Consider the following 16,707-nt stretch of genomic DNA (forward strand, 5'->3'; position numbering starts at 1 on the left):
ACGTCGCACGGGACGTCCCAGATGCTGCCGTCGGCCACGAACCCGCCGTCCCCACCCGCTCGGCGTACCGGTCGATGCGGCCCCGCTCGACCTCCTTGACCTGCTTGAGGACGTCGAGGTCGATGCCCTTCTCGTCGACGACGTAGCCGCTGGAGTCCGAGCAGGCCACCACCGTGCCGCCGAGCTGGTGCACCTTCTCGACGGCGTAGACGGCCACGTTGCCCGAGCCGCTCACCACGACCCGCCGGCCGTCGAAGGACTCCCCTGCCGTCTCCATCATCGCCTCGGCGAAGAAGACGGCGCCGTAGCCGGTGGCCTCGGTGCGGACCAGCGCGCCGCCCCAGCCCAGCCCCTTGCCGGTGATCACGCCGGACTCGTAGCGGTTGGTGATCCGCTTGTACTGCCCGAAGAGGTAGCCGATCTCGCGGGCGCCGACGCCGATGTCGCCGGCCGGCACGTCGGTGTACTCACCCAGGTGCCGGTAGAGCTCGGTCATGAAGGACTGGCAGAACCGCATGACCTCGGCGTCCGACCGGCCCTTGGGATCGAAGTCCGAGCCGCCCTTGCCGCCGCCGATCGGCATGCCACTGAGCGCGTTCTTGAAGATCTGCTCGAAGCCGAGGAACTTCACGATCCCCAGGTCCACCGAGGGGTGGAAGCGCAGGCCGCCCTTGTAGGGCCCGAGGGCGGAGTTGAACTCGACGCGGAAGCCGCGGTTGATCTGCACCTCGCCGCGGTCGTCCTGCCAGGGGACGCGGAAGATGATCTGCCGCTCCGGCTCGCAGATCCGCTCGACGGTCTTCATCTCGCTGTACTCGCTGTGCCGGTCCAGCACCACGGCCAGCGACTCGAGCACCTCGCGCACCGCCTGGTGGAACTCCGTCTCACCGCGGTTGCGCCGCAGCACCTCGTCGTAGATCCCCTGGACCCTCGCCGGGACCGATCCGTTCACGCCTGCTCCCCCACTCCAGTACCCCACTCTCCTGCCATGCTGGCAGCAGAGGGCGGACTCCGCGGTCAGAGGGGGCGGTAGTACCGCACCAGAGGCAGTCCGGTGAACCCGTGCCGCTCGTAGAGGGCGCGGGCCGGGGGGTGCCCGGGGTCGCCGCCGGGTGCCGATGACGGCGAGCGGGACCCCTCGCCCGGCGATCTCGGCCACCGCGCGGTCCAGCAGCCGGCCCGCGATGCCGGCCCGCTGGGAGCTCGGCGCGACGGCGATCATCTCGACCTCCCCGACCGGGGTGGCGTCCTCCTCGGTCCACCGGACGGCGACGAAGCCGACCGGGGCGCCGTCGACGTCGGCGACCCAGGCGTCGACGTCCCCGGACCGGCACACCTCAGCCACCGCACGCGCCTGCGCCGCCCGCCAGTCCGGATAGACCAGGCCGAAGACCCGCGGTCCCATGACCTGCTGGAAGCTCGCGAACACCGGCGCCCACGCGCCGAGGGAGAACGCGACGACGGCGTCGACGTCGGCGTCGGCGTCGGCCAGCGGCCGGATGGCGGCGTCCACGCCGCCGATCGGACCACGGAGGTCAGCGGCCGGTCGACCGGGTTCCGGTCCCTCCCACCCGAGGGTGCCCGGCGGCCTGCTCGTCACGTCGAGCACGGCGATCGCCTCGGCCCGGCGCAGCACGTCCAGCCGCTCGTGGGTGCCTCCCTGGTGATCCGGATTCCCAGTCCGGGCCCGGGAACAGCTGTCGCCACACCAGCGACTCCCCGGGCCCTCGTGCGTGCCGGTGCGTACGCTGGCGCCGGTGAACGCCGACAGGCGTGCCGTGCTGGCCGCCATCACGGTCGTCGGGCTGGCCCTCCTGCTCACGTCGACTCCCTGGCCCGTCCTCAGCACGCTGACGCAGCGCACGCCGTTGCCTGCGACCGCGCGGTGGACCGACGCCGGCGTCCCCGTGCCCCCGTCGGCCGGCCGGTGCGCCGAGCAGGACCTCGCGCCCCCCGACGCCGTCCCCTGGTGCATGCCCGGCGGCGTCAGCGCGGCGACGGTGGAACGGTGGTACCGCGACGTACTGCCGGCGGGTCGCGACGCCGGTCACCTCCGGTGGTGCGTCGAGCAACGGCAGGCAGACGGCAGCCGGCGCGAGCTGTGGTCGACCGGCGCGGGGCTGGTCGGGTACGTCCTCCCGCCGCAGCCGCCCCACCCGCCGACGCAGGAACCCGTCGCCGTGGCGGTCGTCGTGCTGCCGGGCGAGGCGTGCCACCCCGCCACCCGGGCCAACCGGGAGCAGGTGTGAGCGCCGGCCTGCTCGGCGACCCGTCCCTCCACGAGGCCGACCGTGCGGCCGGCTCAGGCGGACGCCGTGCCGTTCGCTGGGGGGCTGCGGCAGTCGGTGTCGCCGTCGCACTGGGCGTCGCCCTGCGGACCCACTCCCCCTCCCCGCTGTGGCTCGACGAGGCGATCAGCGCCAGCATCTCCGGCCTGCCGCTCCGCGAGGTCCCCGAGGCGCTCCGCCGGGACGGCGCGCCGCCGCTGTACCCGCTGCTGCTGTGGGGCTGGGAGCGGGTGGTCGGGGACTCCGCCACGCAGGTGCGGTGGTTGTCAGCGCTTCTCGGCGTCGCCGCGCTGCCGGCCGCCGCCGTGGCCGGTGCCCGGCTGGCCGGCAGGGCCGGAGCGGTCGCCGCGCTGCTGCTGTTCGCGACCTCGCCGTTCGCCATCTACTACTCGAGCGAGGCGCGCATGTACAGCCTCGTCATGCTGCTGGTCCTCTGCGGTTTCCTCGCCCTCGACGGCTACCTGCGCCGGCCGGGAGCGGCACGGGGCGTCCTGGTGGCGGTGGTCTCGGCGGCGCTGGCCCTGACCCACTACTGGTCGCTGTTGTTGCTCACCGTCGTCGGCGGGGGTCTGCTGGCGTTCGCATGGCGGACGCGCAGCAGAGCACCCGCCCGCGCCGCCGGGTGGATGGTCGCGGGCGGAGTGTTCTTCCTCCCCTGGCTGCCGTCGTTCCTCTACCAGTTCACGCACACGGGGACGCCCTGGGCCAGTCCGATGGGCTGGTTCGCCGCGCTGCAGTGGATGGTCGTCGTGTGGGGCGGTGGAGGAGGCCGGACCACGACACTGGTGCTGGTGACCGTGCTGCTGCTGCTCGCCGGGATCGGGGCCACCGCGGTCTCGGCGTCCGGCTCGCGGGTCGTGCTCGACCTCCGCGGGCGACCGCCCGGTCGGGCGCTGGCCGTCGTGGTCGGCGCGACCCTCGTGCTCGCCCTGGCGGTGCGCCGGTTCACCGGCGCGGCGTTCGACGCGCGCTACACCAGCGTGGTCCTGCCGCTGTTCCTGCTGCTGGTCGCCGTCGGTCTCGCCCGGCTGCCGCGCGCGATCGGCACGCCGGTCCTCGCGGTCGCCGTCGTGACCGGGTTCGGGAGCGCGGTGCCGGACGTGTACTTCGAGTACAAGACCCAGGCCGGGCTGGTCGCCGACGCGCTGCGGGCACAGGCGCTGCCGGGCGACGTCGTCGTCTACTGCCCCGACCAGCTGGGCCCCGCCACCAGCCGCCTGCTGCCGGGCTCGCTGCGGCAGGAGGTGTACCCGACCGGCGGGTCGCCGGAGCGCGTCGACTGGGTCGACTACGCGGAACGGAACTCAGGCGCCGACCCGGCGGCGTACGGGCGCGACCTCTCCGCGCGAGCCGGCGGCAGCGCCGTCTGGCTGGTCTTCCACACCCACTACCGCACGTACGAGGGTCAGTGCGAGGCACTGGCGGCGACCCTGACGGCGCTGCGCGGGGACCCGCTCCGCCTGGTCGAGCCCGACGGGGTCTACTTCGAGTCGGCGCACCTGGTCGGCTGGGCGCCGCTCCCACCCCCCGGACCGTAGGGGTCACGGCCCGGGGTGATCGGAGAGCCGGTGGCGACTACTCCCACTCGATGGTGCCCGGCGGCTTGCTGGTCACGTCGAGCACTACGCGGTTGACCTCGGGCACCTCGTTGGTGATCCGGGTGGAGATGCGGGCCAGGACGTCGTAGGGCAGCCGGGTCCAGTCCGCGGTCATCGCGTCCTCGCTGGACACCGGGCGCAGGACCACGGGGTGGCCATAGGTGCGCCCGTCGCCCTGGACGCCGACCGAGCGGACGTCGGCCAGCAGCACCACCGGGCACTGCCAGATCTCGCGGTCCAGGCCGGCGGCGGTGAGCTCGGCGCGGGCGATCGCGTCGGCCTTCCGCAGCACGTCGAGCCGCTCCTGGGTGACCTCGCCGATGATCCGGATGCCCAGCCCGGGTCCCGGGAACGGCTGCCGCCACACCAGGGACTCAGGCAGGCCGAGCTGCAGGCCGACCTCGCGCACCTCGTCCTTGAACAGCGTGCGCAGCGGCTCGACCAGCGTGAAGGTGAGGTCCTCGGGCAGCCCGCCGACGTTGTGGTGGCTCTTGATGTTTGCCGTCCCGGTGCCGCCGCCGGACTCGACGACGTCGGGGTAGAGCGTGCCCTGCACGAGGAAGTCGACGGTCTCGCCGTGCGCCTTCGCATCGGAGACGACGTCGGCTGCTGCCTGCTCGAAGACCCGGATGAACTCCCGGCCGATGATCTTGCGCTTGTGCTCCGGGTCGCTGACCCCGGCCAGCGCGCCGAGGAACTGCTCGCGCGCGTCGACCACCCGCAGGTCGGCGCCGGTGACCGCGACGAAGTCGCGCTCGATCTGCTCGGTCTCGCCCTCGCGCATCAGCCCGTGGTCGACGTAGACGCAGGTCAGCCGGTCACCGATGGCGCGCTGGACCAGCGCCGCGGCGACCGCGGAGTCGACCCCGCCGGACAGCGCGCACAGCGCCCGCCGGTCGCCCACCTGGGCGCGGATCCGCTCGACCTGCTCCTCGACGACGTTGGCCATCGTCCAGGTCGGCTCGAGCCCGGCGATGTCGAACAGGAAGTGCTCGAGCACCGTCTGCCCGTGCGCGGTGTGCCGGACCTCCGGGTGGAACTGCACGCCGGCGAGCTTGCGGTCGACGTCCTCGAAGGCGGCGACCGGCGCACCGGTGGAGGTGGCGGTGACGGTGAACCCGGGCGGGGCGGCGCTGACGGCGTCCCCGTGGCTCATCCACACCGACTGCTCGACCGGCAGCGAGCCGAACAGCCGGCCCTGCGTGGTGACCGTCAGCGGGGTGCCGCCGTACTCGCGGTCGCCGGTGCGCGCGACCGTGCCGCCGAGCGAGGCAGCCATCGCCTGGAAGCCGTAGCAGATGCCGAACGCCGGGACGCCGGCCTCGAACAGCGTCCGGTCGATCTGCGGGGCGTCGTCGGCGTAGACACTGGACGGTCCGCCGGAGAGCACGATCGCCGCGGGCTTGCGGGCGACGATCTCCTCGGCCGGGACGTCGGAGGGGACGATCTCGGAGTAGACCCCTGCCTCCCGGATGCGCCGCGCGATGAGCTGGGCGTACTGGGCGCCGAAGTCGACGACGAGGACGGTCGGGAAGTCCATCAGTCGTCCTGGGTGGCCGGCTCGTAGCCGCCGATGCTCTGCTGCCCGGGGGCCCCTCCCCGAGGGGTCCCTCCCCCTATGACCAGGTCGACCCGCTGGAACTCCTTGAGGTCCCGGTAGCCGGTCTTGGCCATCGTCCGGCGCAGGGCGCCGAACAGGTTGGTCCGCCCGTCGGCGCTCCTCGCCTCCCCGAGGAGGACGTCGTGCAGGGAGCCCGCCGGGGCGACCGGGGCCGAGGTCCCGCCGCGGGGCAGCCGCGGGTGGGCGGCCACCGAGTCCCACCAGATGCCGCCGCCGGGCGCCTCCGCGGCCGCACGCAGTGGCTCACCGATCTGGACGGCGTCCGCACCGCAGGCCAGCGCGCGGGCGATGGAGCCGCTGGTCTCGATCCGGCCGTTGGCGATGACGTGCACATACCGGCCGCCGGTCTCGTCGAGGTAGTCGCGGCGGGCCGCGGCGGCGTCGGCGATCGCGCTGGCCAGCGGCACCCGGATGCCCATGACGGTGTCGGTCGTGGAGAAGGTGTCGGCGCCGACGCCGACGATCACGCCCGCCGCGCCGGTGCGCATCAGGTGCAGCGCGGTCTGGTAGTTCGCCGCCCCCCCCACGATCACCGGGACGTCCAGGTCGGCGATGAAGTCCTTGAGGTTGAGCGCCTCGCCGTGGGTCGTCACATGCTCGGCCGACACGATCGTGCCCTGGATGACCAGCAGGTCGACCCCGGCGGTCAGCACCGTCGGAGCCAGCTGGACGGTGTGCTGCGGGGAGACGCGCACCGCGGTGATCACGCCGGCGTCGCGGATCTCCTTGACCCGGGCGGTGATCAGGTCCGGGTCGACCGGTCGGGCGTACACCTCCTGGAGCAGGGCCACCGGCGGCGGCCCGTCCCCGGCCGCGTCACGCAGCCGCCGGTAGACCGGCGCCGGGTCGTCGTAGCGGGTCCACAGCCCCTCGGCGTTGAGCACGCCGAGGCCGCCGGCCTGCCCGACGGCGATCGCCGTGGCCGGGCTGACCACCGCGTCGGACGGACTGGTCACCAGCGGGATGTCGAACCGGAAGGCGTCGATCTGCCAGGCGGTCGAGACGTCGTCCATGTCCCGGGTGCGCCGGCTGGGGACGATCGAAACCTCGTCGAGGTCGTACCCCCGGCGGGCGAAGCGGTTGAGACCGATCTCGACGGTGTCGCGCGTGGGCATGGTCAGCGTCCCCGGTAGTTCGGTGCTCGGACGATCTCGGTCAGGCGAGGACCGTTGTCGGACACGTGGCTCACCGACCGCGGTAGTTGGGGGCTTCGACAGTCATCTGGATGTCGTGCGGGTGGCTCTCCACCAGGCCCGCCGAGGTGATCCGCGTCAGCTGACCGCGCTCCTGCAGGTCGGCGATGGTCTGCGCCCCCGCGTAGCCCATCGAGGCGCGCAGCCCACCGACGAGCTGGTGGGCGACGCCGGCCAGCGGGCCGCGGTAGGGCACCTGGCCCTCGATGCCCTCGGGGACGAGCTTGTCGTCGGAGAGGACGTCGTCGGCGAAGTAGCGGTCGCGGCTGAAGGACTGGTTGCCGCGCTTCTGCATCGCCCCCAGCGACCCCATGCCGCGGTAGGTCTTGTACTGCTTGCCGTTGACGAAGACGAGCTCGCCCGGCGCCTCCTCGACGCCGGCGAACAGCCCGCCGATCATCACCGTGTCCGCGCCGGCGACCAGCGCCTTGGCGATGTCGCCGGAGTACTGCAGCCCGCCGTCGGCGATCACCGGGACGCCGGCCGGCTTGGCCGCCAGCGCCGCCTCGTAGATGGCGGTGACCTGCGGGACGCCGACGCCCGCGACCACGCGGGTGGTGCAGATCGAGCCCGGGCCGACGCCGACCTTCACCGCGTCCACCCCGGCCTCGACCAGGGCCTGGGCGCCGGCGCGGGTGGCGACGTTGCCGCCGACGACCTGCACGCCGAAGTCGGCCTTGACCCGGCCCACCATCTCCAGCACGGCCCGCTGGTGGCCGTGCGCGGTGTCGACGACGAGCACGTCCACGCCCGCGTCGACCAGCAGCCCGGCCCGCTTGTAGGCGTCCTCGCCGACACCGAGGGCCGCGCCGACCACGAGGCGGCCGTCGGCGTCCTTGGTGGCGTTCGGGAACTGGTCGCGCTTGACGAAGTCCTTGACCGTGATCAGGCCGCGCAGCCGCCCGGCGTCGTCCACCAGCGGCAGCTTCTCGATCTTGTTCTTGCGGAGCAGTGCCAGCGCGGTGTCCGGGTCGACGCCGACCGGCGCGGTGACCAGCGGCATCGGCGTCATCACGTCGCGGACCAGCACCGACTGGTCGGTCTCGAAGCGCATGTCGCGGTTGGTGACGATGCCGACCAGCACGCCGTCGGCGTCCACCACGGGGGCGCCGGAGATGCGGTAGCGGGCGGAGAGGGCGTCGACCTCGGCGAGGGTGCTGTCCGGCGAGCAGGTGACCGGGTTGGTCACCATGCCGGCCTCGGAGCGCTTCACCAGGTCGACCTGGCCGGCCTGCTCCTCGGCGGCGAGGTTGCGGTGCAGCACACCCATGCCGCCGACCCGCGCCATGGCGATCGCCATGCGGGCCTCGGTGACGGTGTCCATCGCGCTGGAGAGCAGCGGCACGGCCAGCCGGATGCCGCGGGTCAGCCGGCTGCTGGTGTCCACCTCGGCCGGCACGACGTCGGACGCGCCCGGGATCAGCAGGACGTCGTCGTAGGTCAGGCCGAGCGGCGCGAACTTCGCCGGCAGCTCGGGGACGAACTCATCGGGCTGCATCGGTTGCCGCCACCCCTCCGGATCGGCCGGCACCCTCCTGGGCGCGCGGGGAGCCGCTTCCGATCGTAGGCGGCGCCCCGCGGGACTCTGTGTGATGTCCGTCGGGCCACTACCGTGGCACCCGTGAGTTCTTGGGACGACGCTTCCGGGCCCGACTTCGGGTCCGCCGACCAGCCAGGTCCGCCGCCGCTGACCATGGAGGAGCGGGCCGGCGTCCTGGACGACCTCGCCGAACTCGAGGTGTTCCGGACGCTCCTGGAGCCGACCGGCATCAAGGGCATCGTCGTCGACTGCCCGGACTGCGACGAGGAACACCACGTCGACTGGGCCCTGATGCAGGCCAATCTCCGCCAGCTGCTCGAGGAGGGCCAGACCGGCCGGCACGAGCCGCCGTTCGACCCCGACCCCGACGACTACGTCAGCTGGGACTACGCCAGCGGCTACGCCGACGGGGTCGCCGCGATGGCCGAGCGCGAGGAGCCCGGCGGCGAGGGCTGAGCACCGGCAGCACGCGAGAGACGACCGAGCAGGGCGCTACTTCCGGGAAGGTGCTGCCTGGAAGTGCTCTGCAGGCGCAACTACCCCGAAGCAGCGCACTGTCGTCGCCCCCGACACGCTGAGCGCCCCCTCCGGATGCGGGAGAGGGCGCTCAGCGGGTGTTCGACCTGGTCAGGACATCATGCCGCGGCGGAAGCCGGTGGCCACCGCCTCGGCGCGGTCCTTGGCGCCCAGCTTGCGGAACAGCCGGCGGGCGTGGGTCTTGATGGTGTCCTCGGAGAGGTAGAGCTCGCGGCCGATCTGGGCGTTGCTCTTGCCCTGGCTCATGCCGGTGAGCACCTGCATCTCGCGCATCGAGAGGCTGACCGGCGCGGGCTCGCGGACAGTCGAGCGCACCGTGGTGGGCGCGGCACCGGCCAGCGGGGTGGCCCCGTTCCAGGCCGGCGTCCCGTTGCCGTGACCGGCGTGCGCGCCGACCGAGGCCAGCGGCACCGGCTGGGGCGGGACGGACGACGCCGGGCCGCGGCCGTCGACCCGCAGGCCGACCCGCGACAGGCCCAGCCCCATCTCCAGCGCGGTCGCGTCCCAGCGGAGGTAGCCGCGGGCGCCGGCCGCGACCGCCGCTCGGACGGTCTCGCCGTCGTCGGGGGCGCCGAGGACCAGCACCGGCAGCCGCGGGTGGGCCCGCAGCGCCTGGGTGGCGACGGTGAGCCCGGAGTCCATGGCCCGCTGGGTGCCGATGAGCAGGACGTCGGGCTGGCGCGTGCCCAGCCGGGTCATCAGGGCGGTGGCGTCCCCGACGACCTCCACCCGTCCCACGAACGGCAGTGCCACCAGGCGGCCCGCGATGTCGTCGCGGACCCGTCGGCGCTCGTCGTAGACCCACACGCACGTGGTGCCGTGGCCGGGTCCGCGCATCCTGTCGTCGATCACGCCTGCTCCTCGCTCGCCGGCCACACGTCACGGGACCGGTCCCCACCGCCCGGTTCCCCCGGCCGGGTGTCGCTCGGACGTGCGGTCCCCGCCCGGGGACCCGTCGCCGTCGCTCCGGCCGGAACCGGCACCTCCGGCGGGGTGTCCCGTGGCGGTGTTCGGCACGGCCTGCAGTCACCTTGATCGACTCCGGGGGGCGACAACACCCGCTCTCACCCAGCGGGGTTAGAGCGGAGCCGACAAAATGCAGGGTCACCGTGTGTTTGACCCACGGAGGCCTCGGGCACCGGCCCCCATGCAGCCGGACCGCCCCCTCCGGCTCGCATCGAGCCGAGGAGGACGAATGGCCGACATCCGCCGCCTGCCCACCCCCGTCGCCGAGGTCTGGGACTGGCAGCTGCACGGCGCCTGCCGCGGGGAGAGCACGGCTCTCTTCTTCCACCCGGACGGCGAGCGTGGTCCGGCCCGGGCCCGCCGCCAGGCAGCCGCCAAGGCGGTCTGCGCCCGCTGCCCGGTCGTCGAGTCCTGCCTGAAGCACGCACTGTCGGTCCGCGAGCCCTACGGGGTCTGGGGCGGCATGAGCGAGGAGGAGCGAGCCCGGCTGATCGCCGCGGAACCCGCCGCCGTCGCCGCGGGGGTCTGAAGAAGGACCTCCTCCCCACCCCTCGCAGGCTCGCGGCGGGACCCTGCAGGGAGGCCGCCCTCCTCCCCACCCCCTCGCAGGCTCGGGGCAGGACCCTGGAGGGGGCCACCCACAGACATCGAGAGGGCCGGTCCAGCAGCTGCTGGACCGGCCCTCTCGGCGTTCGTGGAGTGGGTGGACAGCGTCCTGGCCCGCGGTCGCGGCTCCTGGCTCACGACCAGTGGTGAGCCAGGAGCCGCGGTGATCAGCTCAGCTGATCACCGTGCGGGGTCTCTCAGTGGGCGTGCCCGTGGCCGTGCGAGTGGCCGTGGGTGTGGTGCCCGGCGCCGGCGTGGTCGTGCTCCTCCTCGGGGGCCTCGACGACGGCGGAGTCGGTGGTCAGCACCATCGCGGCGATCGAGACGGCGTTGCCCAGCGCGGCCTTGGTGACCTTGACCGGGTCGATGACGCCCTGGGCGGCCAGGTCGCCGTACTCGCCGGTCGCGGCGTTGAAGCCCTGGCCGGCACCGGCCTCGCGGACCTTGGCCACCACGACCTGGCCCTCGAACCCGGCGTTGCCGGCGATCCGTACCAGCGGGGCGTCCAGCGCCCGCCGGACCACGCGGGCACCGGTCAGCTCGTCACCGGAGAGGTCGAGGGCGTCGATCGCCGCGGCCGCGTGGACCAGCGCCGAGCCACCACCGGGGACGACGCCCTCCTCCACCGCGGCGCGGGTGGCGGCGATGGCGTCCTCGATCCGGTGCTTCTTCTCCTTCATCTCGACCTCGGTGGCCGCCCCGACGCGGATGACGCCGATGCCGCCGGCGAGCTTGGCCAGCCGCTCCTGCAGCTTCTCGCGGTCCCAGTCGGAGTCGGTCGCCTCGATCTCGCGGCGGATCTGCGCGACCCGGTCGCCGATGGCCTCACCGGTGCCGCCGCCGTCGACGATGGTCGTCTCGTCCTTGGTGACGGTGACCCGGCGCGCGGTGCCGAGGACCTCGAGGCCGACCTGGTCGAGCTTGAGGCCGACGTCCTCGCTGACGACCTGACCGCCGGTGACGACGGCGAGGTCGGTCATGAACGCCTTGCGGCGGTCGCCGAAGTACGGCGACTTCACCGCGACGACCTTGATGGTCTTGCGGATCGAGTTGACGACGAGGGTGGACAGCGCCTCGCCCTCGACGTCCTCGGCGACGATCAGCAGCGGGCGGCCGCCGGTCGAGAGGACCTTCTCCAGCAGCGGCAGCAGGTCGGCCAGCGCGCTGATCTTGCCGCTGACCAGCAGCACGAGGGCGTCCTCGAGGACGGCCTCCATCGCCTCCTGGTCGGTGACGAAGTAGGGCGAGAGGTAGCCCTTGTCGAACTGCACGCCCTCGGTCACGTCGAGCTCGGTGGAGAGGGTGGTGCTCTCCTCGACGGTGATGACGCCGTCCTTGCCGACCTTCTCCATGGCCTGACCGATCAGCTCGCCGACCTCGACGTCCTGCGCGGAGACGGTCGCGACGCCGGCGATGGCCTGCTGGTCGGCGACCGGGATGGCGACCTCGTCGAGGGCCTTGCTGACCGCGTCGGCGGCGGCGCGCATGCCGACGCCGAGCGCCGTCGGGCTGGCGCCCGCGGCGACGTTGCGCATGCCCTCGTGCACCAGGGCCTGGGCCAGCACGGTGGCGGTGGTGGTGCCGTCGCCGGCGACGTCGTTGGTCTTGGTGGCCACGTTCTTGGCCAGCTGGGCGCCGAGGTTCTCGTACGGATCCTCGAGCTCGACCTCGCGGGCGATCGTCACGCCGTCGTTGGTGATGGTCGGGGCGCCGAACTTCTTGTCGAGGACGACGTTGCGCCCACGCGGGCCGAGGGTCACCTTGACCGCGTCGGCCAGCTTGTCGACACCGCGCTCGAGCGCGCGGCGGGCGTCCTCGTTGAACTTGATGATCTTGGCCATGGGCCCTTCCGATCAGGTGGTGCCGGACGAAAGACGACCGCCCCGGAACCCGAGGATTCGGGTCGCCCGGGGCGGTCGTTCGAGCTCAGGAGAGCCGGTGTCGCGGAGAGGTCACTTCTCCACGACGGCGAGCAGGTCGCGGGCGGAGAGCACCAGGTACTCCTCGCCGGCGTACTTGACCTCAGTGCCGCCGTACTTCGAGTAGATGACCACGTCGCCGACGTTGACGTCGAGCGGGACGCGGTTGCCGTTGTCGTCGACGCGGCCGGGGCCCACGGCCACGACCGTGCCCTCCTGCGGCTTCTCCTTGGCGGTGTCCGGGATGACCAGACCGGAGGCGGTGGTGGTCTCGGCCTCGTTGGCCTGGACCACGACGCGGTCCTCCAGCGGCTTGATGTTGACCTTGGTAGCGGTCGTCACGTCAGCGACGCCCCCTTCGGGATCGGACGGCTGGTGGGTTCTGCTCTGATGCTGTGGCACGGTGCCGGTGCCTGCCGTCGCGGGGGTCAGGCGCCCGTGCCCGTGTCGATTGGCACTCTACCTACGAGAGTGCCAGCCACTCAACCGGGTCCCCGGCGGTGGCCACGGACCCGTGCGCCACGCTGTGCCACGTGGCCGACGACGCGCTCGAGCAGCTCCGGTGGCTGCGCACGCCCGAGGGGGCGGCGGCCACCGCGCTCGCCGCGCAGCTGGTGGACTCGGGCCTCGACGTGCTGCCCGCGCTGGCCCGGCTGCGGGCACAGGTGGGCGCGGAGCACGCCGGCCCGGCCTGGGAGCTGGCGCGGCTGCGGGCGCGGGCGCGGCCGGTGTTCGGCGCGGACGCCGACGTCCTCCTCCTCACCGCCGACACCCTCGAGCAGGCCGGCCGCCCCGCCCTGGCCGCCCGGCGGGCACGGCGCCTGCTCTCCGACGACGTCGACTCGGCCGCCGACCTCGGCTGCGCCTCCGGCACCGACACCGTCGCGCTCGCGCGGGCCGGGGCCAGCGTGCTGGCCGTCGACCTCGACCCGGTGGCCCGCGAGCTGACCGCCGCCAACGCCGAGGCGCTGGGTGTGGCCGACCGGGTGTGGGTGGTCGCCGGGGACGCCGTCGAGCTGGTCGACGCCGCGCGCGGCGGTGAGGTGGCCGGGTGCGGCGCCGCCGTCCTGGACCCGGCGCGGCGGGCCGGCGGACGACGGCAGCTGGACCCCGACCGCTGGTCGCCGCCCTGGGCGACGGTGGCGACGCTGCTGGACCGGGTGCCGCGCGCGGTGGTCAAGGTGGCGCCGGGGCTGGACCACGAGCGGGTCCCGGCCGGCGTCGAGGCGGAGTGGGTGTCAGCCGGCGGGTCGATCGTCGAGGCACTGCTGTGGGGCCGGGGGGTCTCGTCGGCCTGGCGCCGGGCGTCGCTGGTCCACGGGGACGCCGTCCTGGAGCTGACCGCGGACGCCGACCCCGGGCCCGCGCCGTCCGGACCGGTGCGCGGCTGGCTGCACGAGCCCGACCCGGCGGTGATCCGCTCGGGCCTGGTGTCGCTGGTCGCCGCCGACCTCGGCGCGACGCTGGTCGACCCGACGATCGCCTACCTGACCTCGGACGCGCGGGCCGACTCCCCGTGGGTGTCCTCGTACCGGGTCGACGAGGTGCTGCCGTTCAACCTCAAGAAGCTCAGGGCGCTGCTGCGGACGCGCGGCGTCGGCCGGGTGGTGGTCAAGAAGCGCGGCTCGGCGATCGAGCCGGAGACCCTCACCCGCCAGCTGCGCGGCGAGGGCGCGGGGACGGCGACCGTCGTCGTCACCCGGGTCGCCGGCGCCCCCACCGCCCTGGTGTGCGACCTGACCTGACGCGCCTCGTCGGGACGGGACACATGCGACGGCGGGTCACACGCGGTAGGCCAGGCGCAGGCCGCCCCAGTGCCGGCCGCGGACCACGATCGGCGCCGACACGTCCTTCATGAGCGCGAAGGTCCCCCCGCCCATGTCGCGGCGGTAGGTCTGCAGCAGGAAGGGCTTGGTGTTCCGGGCCGCGGCCAGTCCGGTGCGGTCGTCGAAGACCCGGCGGTTGCGGCAGTGGGCGGTGTTCCAGACCGGATCGTCGGTCTGCGGGTGGGAGAACTGGCGGTTGTGCGTGGGGAGGTACCCGTTGCGGTCCACGGCGGCGGCGAACGCGACCCGCTCGTCGAGGGTCAGCAGGGGCTCCTGGACGGCCGGGAGGACCCGGTCGGTGAACGTCGTGTACCGCGTCGTGTGCTGCAGCGGGGCCGAGCGGGGGACCGGCCGGTAGTCCTGGTCGAACAGGTCGTCGATCCGCACGGCACCGGAGCCGACGGCCTGCTCGAAGAGCGAGGAGATCTCCGCGGCCGCGCGCTGCACGGCATCGATGAAGGGCGTGTCCGGTGTCGGGGCGCCCATCGACGCGATGCCGCCGATCAGTGCCTCCGAGACGTCGAGCAAGGTGTGCACCCGCGTGCGGGCGGCGACGAGTTCCCGGCTCGAGGTCTCCACGCCCGCCACCAGCCCGAACAGGCCGGACAGGAACTCCTCGACCTGCCGGCCGCTGCCGGTGGCCGTCTCGGCGATCACCGACACCTGCTCCTCGACACCGTCCATGGCGGCGCCGAAGGTGTCGAGCAGGCCGCTGATGGAGCCGGTCGCCGTCCGGGCGGCCTCGGCGTGCTCGCGGGCCTCGCCGCCGTGCTCGACCAGCACCCCCATCTGGTCGCCGAGCTTCCCCAGCGTCGCGTCGATGCTGCCCGCCGCCTCGATCGACTGGTCGGCCAGTTGGCGGACGTTGTCGGCGATCACCGTGAACCCCTTGCCGGCCTCTCCGGATCGCGCCGCCTCGATCCGCGCGTTGAGGGCGAGGATGTGCGTCCGTTCGGCGATGGCGTGGATCTGCCTGGCGATCTGCCCGATGTCGCTCAGCGCCTGGCGGCTGGAGTCCAGCTCCCCGGCTACGGAGCCGACCCAGCCCACCAGCGTGTGGATGGCCGCCAGCGAGTCGCGCACCGCGATCCGGGACGCCTCGACGTCGGCGGCGGCCTGCCGGGAGGAGTCGAGCACCGCATCCGCGGCCCGGGAGACCGACGCGTTGCCCGCCTGCATCTCCCCCGCCCGCTCGTGCAGGCGCGTCAGGGTCTCGGCCTGGCCGGCGACCGTCTCGGCGATGGTGTCGACGTTGCCGGCGATGTCGACCAGCTCGATGCCCAGTCGCCCGGCCTGCTCCGCCACCTCCACCACGCCGGCGGCCGCGGCGTCCGCCTCGTTCCCGCGGCGCCACGGGCGGTGGCTCCGACGTGATCCGACGCTCGTGGACACCGGCGCCTCCAACGGGCATCGACAGCTCCGCGGCCGCCACGGCCACGCGAGTTCCCCCTGTATCGGCCGGTTCTCCCCGTTCTTGAGCCGGACACCCCCCGTGCGGGGTGGGTCCGTGGGCGGAACGCCGACGGACCTCCTCCGGTCAGCGGGTGACGACGTCGATCGGCAGGGAGCTGTCGGCGCCGACGTCCGGGGCGGACGGCGCCACCCCGGCCTCGACCAACCGCGACCCCAGCGCCGCGACCATCGCACCGTTGTCGGTGCACAGCCGCGGGCTGGGGACCCGCAGCACGATCCCGGCCGCAGCACACCGCTCCTCGGCCAGCGCGCGCAGCCGCGAGTTGGCCGCCACCCCGCCGCCGAGCACCAGGTGGTCGACGCCGTGGTCGCGGCAGGCGCGCACGGCCTTGGCGGTCAGCACGTCGGCGACGGCCTCCTGGAAGGACGCCGCGACGTCGGCCACCGGCACCGGCTCCCCCGCCCGCTGCCGGGCCTCGACCCACCGGGCGACGGCGGTCTTCAGGCCGGAGAACGAGAAGTCGTAGGGCGCGTCACGGGGGCCGGTGAGCCCGCGTGGGAAGCCGATCGCCGCCGGGTCGCCCTCGCGCGCGGCCCGGTCGATCGGCGGGCCGCCGGGGAAGGGCAGGCCGAGCACGCGGGCGACCTTGTCGAAGGCCTCCCCCGCCGCGTCGTCGATGGTGCGGCCCAGCGACTGCACCTCGCGGGCGAGGTCGGGCACCAGCAGCAGCGAGCTGTGCCCGCCGGAGACCAGCAGCGCCAGCGACGGCTCGGCCAGCCTGCCGTGCTGCAGCTCGTCGACGGCGACGTGCGCGGCCAGGTGGTTGACGCCGTACAGCGGCTTGTCCAGGGCGAGGGCGTAGGCCTTGGCCGCGGCCAGCCCGACCAGCAGCGCGCCGGTGAGCCCCGGCCCGGCGGTGACCGCCACCGCGTCGACGTCGGAGGCGCGCACCCCGGCCTCGGCCAGCGCGCGGTGCACGGTCGGCACCATCGCCTCCAGGTGCGCCCGCGAGGCGATCTCCGGCACCACCCCGCCGAAGCGCTCGTGCTCCGCCATCGACGTGGCCAGGGCGTCGGACAGCAGCGTGCGCCCGCGCACCAGGCCGACCCCGGTCTCGTCGCACGAGGTCTCGAACCCCAGGACCAGCGGCTCAGCCACGCAACCTCTCCCGTTCGCTCCCGGGCGGCGGAGCCGCCAGG

General features: G+C 73.8%; 13 protein-coding genes and 1 pseudogene. 5 read left to right on the forward strand and 9 right to left on the reverse strand.

Annotation, left to right across the window (positions count from 1 at the left end):
• Positions 1–115: 115 nt before the first annotated feature.
• A pseudogene (locus CNO22_RS30335) lies at positions 116–1,792 on the reverse strand (GNAT family N-acetyltransferase); the annotation flags it as partial.
• On the opposite strand from CNO22_RS30335, the gene CNO22_RS28680 reads away from it, so the two are divergent.
• Complete coding sequence (locus tag CNO22_RS28680; protein ID WP_232806683.1) at positions 1,758–2,249, forward strand: hypothetical protein; 492 nt, start codon at positions 1,758–1,760, stop codon at positions 2,247–2,249. The pseudogene CNO22_RS30335 and the gene CNO22_RS28680 sit on opposite strands and share 35 nt — an antisense overlap.
• Entirely contained in the window at positions 2,246–3,826 is a 1,581-nt protein-coding gene (locus tag CNO22_RS27355; RefSeq protein ID WP_198588006.1) for a glycosyltransferase family 39 protein, read from the forward strand. The genes CNO22_RS28680 and CNO22_RS27355 overlap by 4 nt, the downstream gene beginning before the upstream one ends.
• 37 nt (positions 3,827–3,863) lie before the next feature.
• Here CNO22_RS27355 and guaA read toward each other — a convergent pair whose 3' ends face one another.
• From guaA to guaB, 3 genes are all read right to left on the reverse strand, one after another.
• Positions 3,864–5,426, reverse strand: a complete 1,563-nt coding sequence (guaA, locus tag CNO22_RS00080; protein WP_100497344.1) for a glutamine-hydrolyzing GMP synthase — start codon at positions 5,424–5,426, stop codon at positions 3,864–3,866.
• A complete protein-coding gene (locus CNO22_RS00085) occupies positions 5,426–6,622 on the reverse strand; it encodes a GuaB3 family IMP dehydrogenase-related protein (RefSeq protein ID WP_232806684.1) in 1,197 nt (398 codons plus the stop codon). The genes guaA and CNO22_RS00085 overlap by 1 nt, the downstream gene beginning before the upstream one ends.
• A 70-nt stretch (positions 6,623–6,692) precedes the next feature.
• Entirely contained in the window at positions 6,693–8,198 is a 1,506-nt protein-coding gene (guaB, locus tag CNO22_RS00090; protein WP_100497345.1) for an IMP dehydrogenase, read from the reverse strand.
• A 123-nt stretch (positions 8,199–8,321) separates the two neighbouring features.
• Here guaB and CNO22_RS00095 point away from each other — a divergent pair, with 123 nt between their 5' ends.
• Entirely contained in the window at positions 8,322–8,696 is a 375-nt protein-coding gene (locus CNO22_RS00095; protein WP_100497346.1) for a DUF5319 family protein, read from the forward strand.
• Between the two features lie 171 nt (positions 8,697–8,867).
• Here the strand turns inward: CNO22_RS00095 and CNO22_RS00100 are convergent, their stop codons facing one another.
• Positions 8,868–9,629 carry a response regulator transcription factor gene (locus tag CNO22_RS00100; protein ID WP_100497347.1) on the reverse strand — a complete coding sequence of 254 codons (762 nt, stop codon included), beginning with the start codon at positions 9,627–9,629 and terminating at the stop codon, positions 8,868–8,870.
• A 343-nt stretch (positions 9,630–9,972) separates the two neighbouring features.
• On the opposite strand from CNO22_RS00100, the gene CNO22_RS00105 reads away from it, so the two are divergent.
• Positions 9,973–10,272: a WhiB family transcriptional regulator gene (locus CNO22_RS00105; protein WP_091156592.1), complete on the forward strand. Its 300-nt coding sequence runs from the start codon at positions 9,973–9,975 to the stop codon at positions 10,270–10,272.
• A gap of 274 nt (positions 10,273–10,546) precedes the next feature.
• Here CNO22_RS00105 and groL read toward each other — a convergent pair whose 3' ends face one another.
• Positions 10,547–12,190 carry a chaperonin GroEL gene (groL, locus tag CNO22_RS00110; RefSeq protein WP_100497348.1) on the reverse strand — a complete coding sequence of 548 codons (1,644 nt, stop codon included), beginning with the start codon at positions 12,188–12,190 and terminating at the stop codon, positions 10,547–10,549.
• 111 nt (positions 12,191–12,301) lie between these two features.
• On the reverse strand, positions 12,302–12,610 hold the full coding sequence (groES, locus tag CNO22_RS00115) for a co-chaperone GroES (RefSeq protein ID WP_012950428.1): 309 nt from the start codon (positions 12,608–12,610) through the stop codon (positions 12,302–12,304).
• Positions 12,611–12,801: 191 nt separating this feature from the next.
• On the opposite strand from groES, the gene CNO22_RS00120 reads away from it, so the two are divergent.
• Positions 12,802–14,013 carry a class I SAM-dependent methyltransferase gene (locus CNO22_RS00120; protein ID WP_232806685.1) on the forward strand — a complete coding sequence of 404 codons (1,212 nt, stop codon included), beginning with the start codon at positions 12,802–12,804 and terminating at the stop codon, positions 14,011–14,013.
• Between the two features lie 36 nt (positions 14,014–14,049).
• Here the strand turns inward: CNO22_RS00120 and CNO22_RS00125 are convergent, their stop codons facing one another.
• Both CNO22_RS00125 and tsaD read right to left on the reverse strand, forming a co-directional pair.
• Positions 14,050–15,486 carry a methyl-accepting chemotaxis protein gene (locus tag CNO22_RS00125; RefSeq protein ID WP_100497349.1) on the reverse strand — a complete coding sequence of 479 codons (1,437 nt, stop codon included), beginning with the start codon at positions 15,484–15,486 and terminating at the stop codon, positions 14,050–14,052.
• 145 nt (positions 15,487–15,631) lie between these two features.
• Positions 15,632–16,666 carry a tRNA (adenosine(37)-N6)-threonylcarbamoyltransferase complex transferase subunit TsaD gene (gene tsaD, locus CNO22_RS00130; RefSeq protein WP_100497350.1) on the reverse strand — a complete coding sequence of 345 codons (1,035 nt, stop codon included), beginning with the start codon at positions 16,664–16,666 and terminating at the stop codon, positions 15,632–15,634.
• Between the last annotated feature and the right edge of the window lie 41 nt (positions 16,667–16,707).

This window comes from Geodermatophilus chilensis (assembly GCF_002802985.1).
In the GTDB taxonomy this organism is placed as follows: Bacteria; Actinomycetota; Actinomycetes; order Mycobacteriales; family Geodermatophilaceae; genus Geodermatophilus; species Geodermatophilus chilensis.

Bases quoted from the DNA above. Each gene is read 5' to 3' on its own strand.
- guaB (WP_100497345.1), bottom strand. From the start codon at position 8,198: ATGCAGCCCGATGAGTTCGTCCCCGAGCTGCCGGCGAAGTTCGCGCCG.
- groL (WP_100497348.1), bottom strand. From the start codon at position 12,190: ATGGCCAAGATCATCAAGTTCAACGAGGACGCCCGCCGCGCGCTCGAG.
- CNO22_RS00105 (WP_091156592.1), top strand. From the start codon at position 9,973: ATGGCCGACATCCGCCGCCTGCCCACCCCCGTCGCCGAGGTCTGGGAC.
- guaA (WP_100497344.1), bottom strand. From the start codon at position 5,426: ATGGACTTCCCGACCGTCCTCGTCGTCGACTTCGGCGCCCAGTACGCC.
- CNO22_RS00085 (WP_232806684.1), bottom strand. From the start codon at position 6,622: ATGCCCACGCGCGACACCGTCGAGATCGGTCTCAACCGCTTCGCCCGC.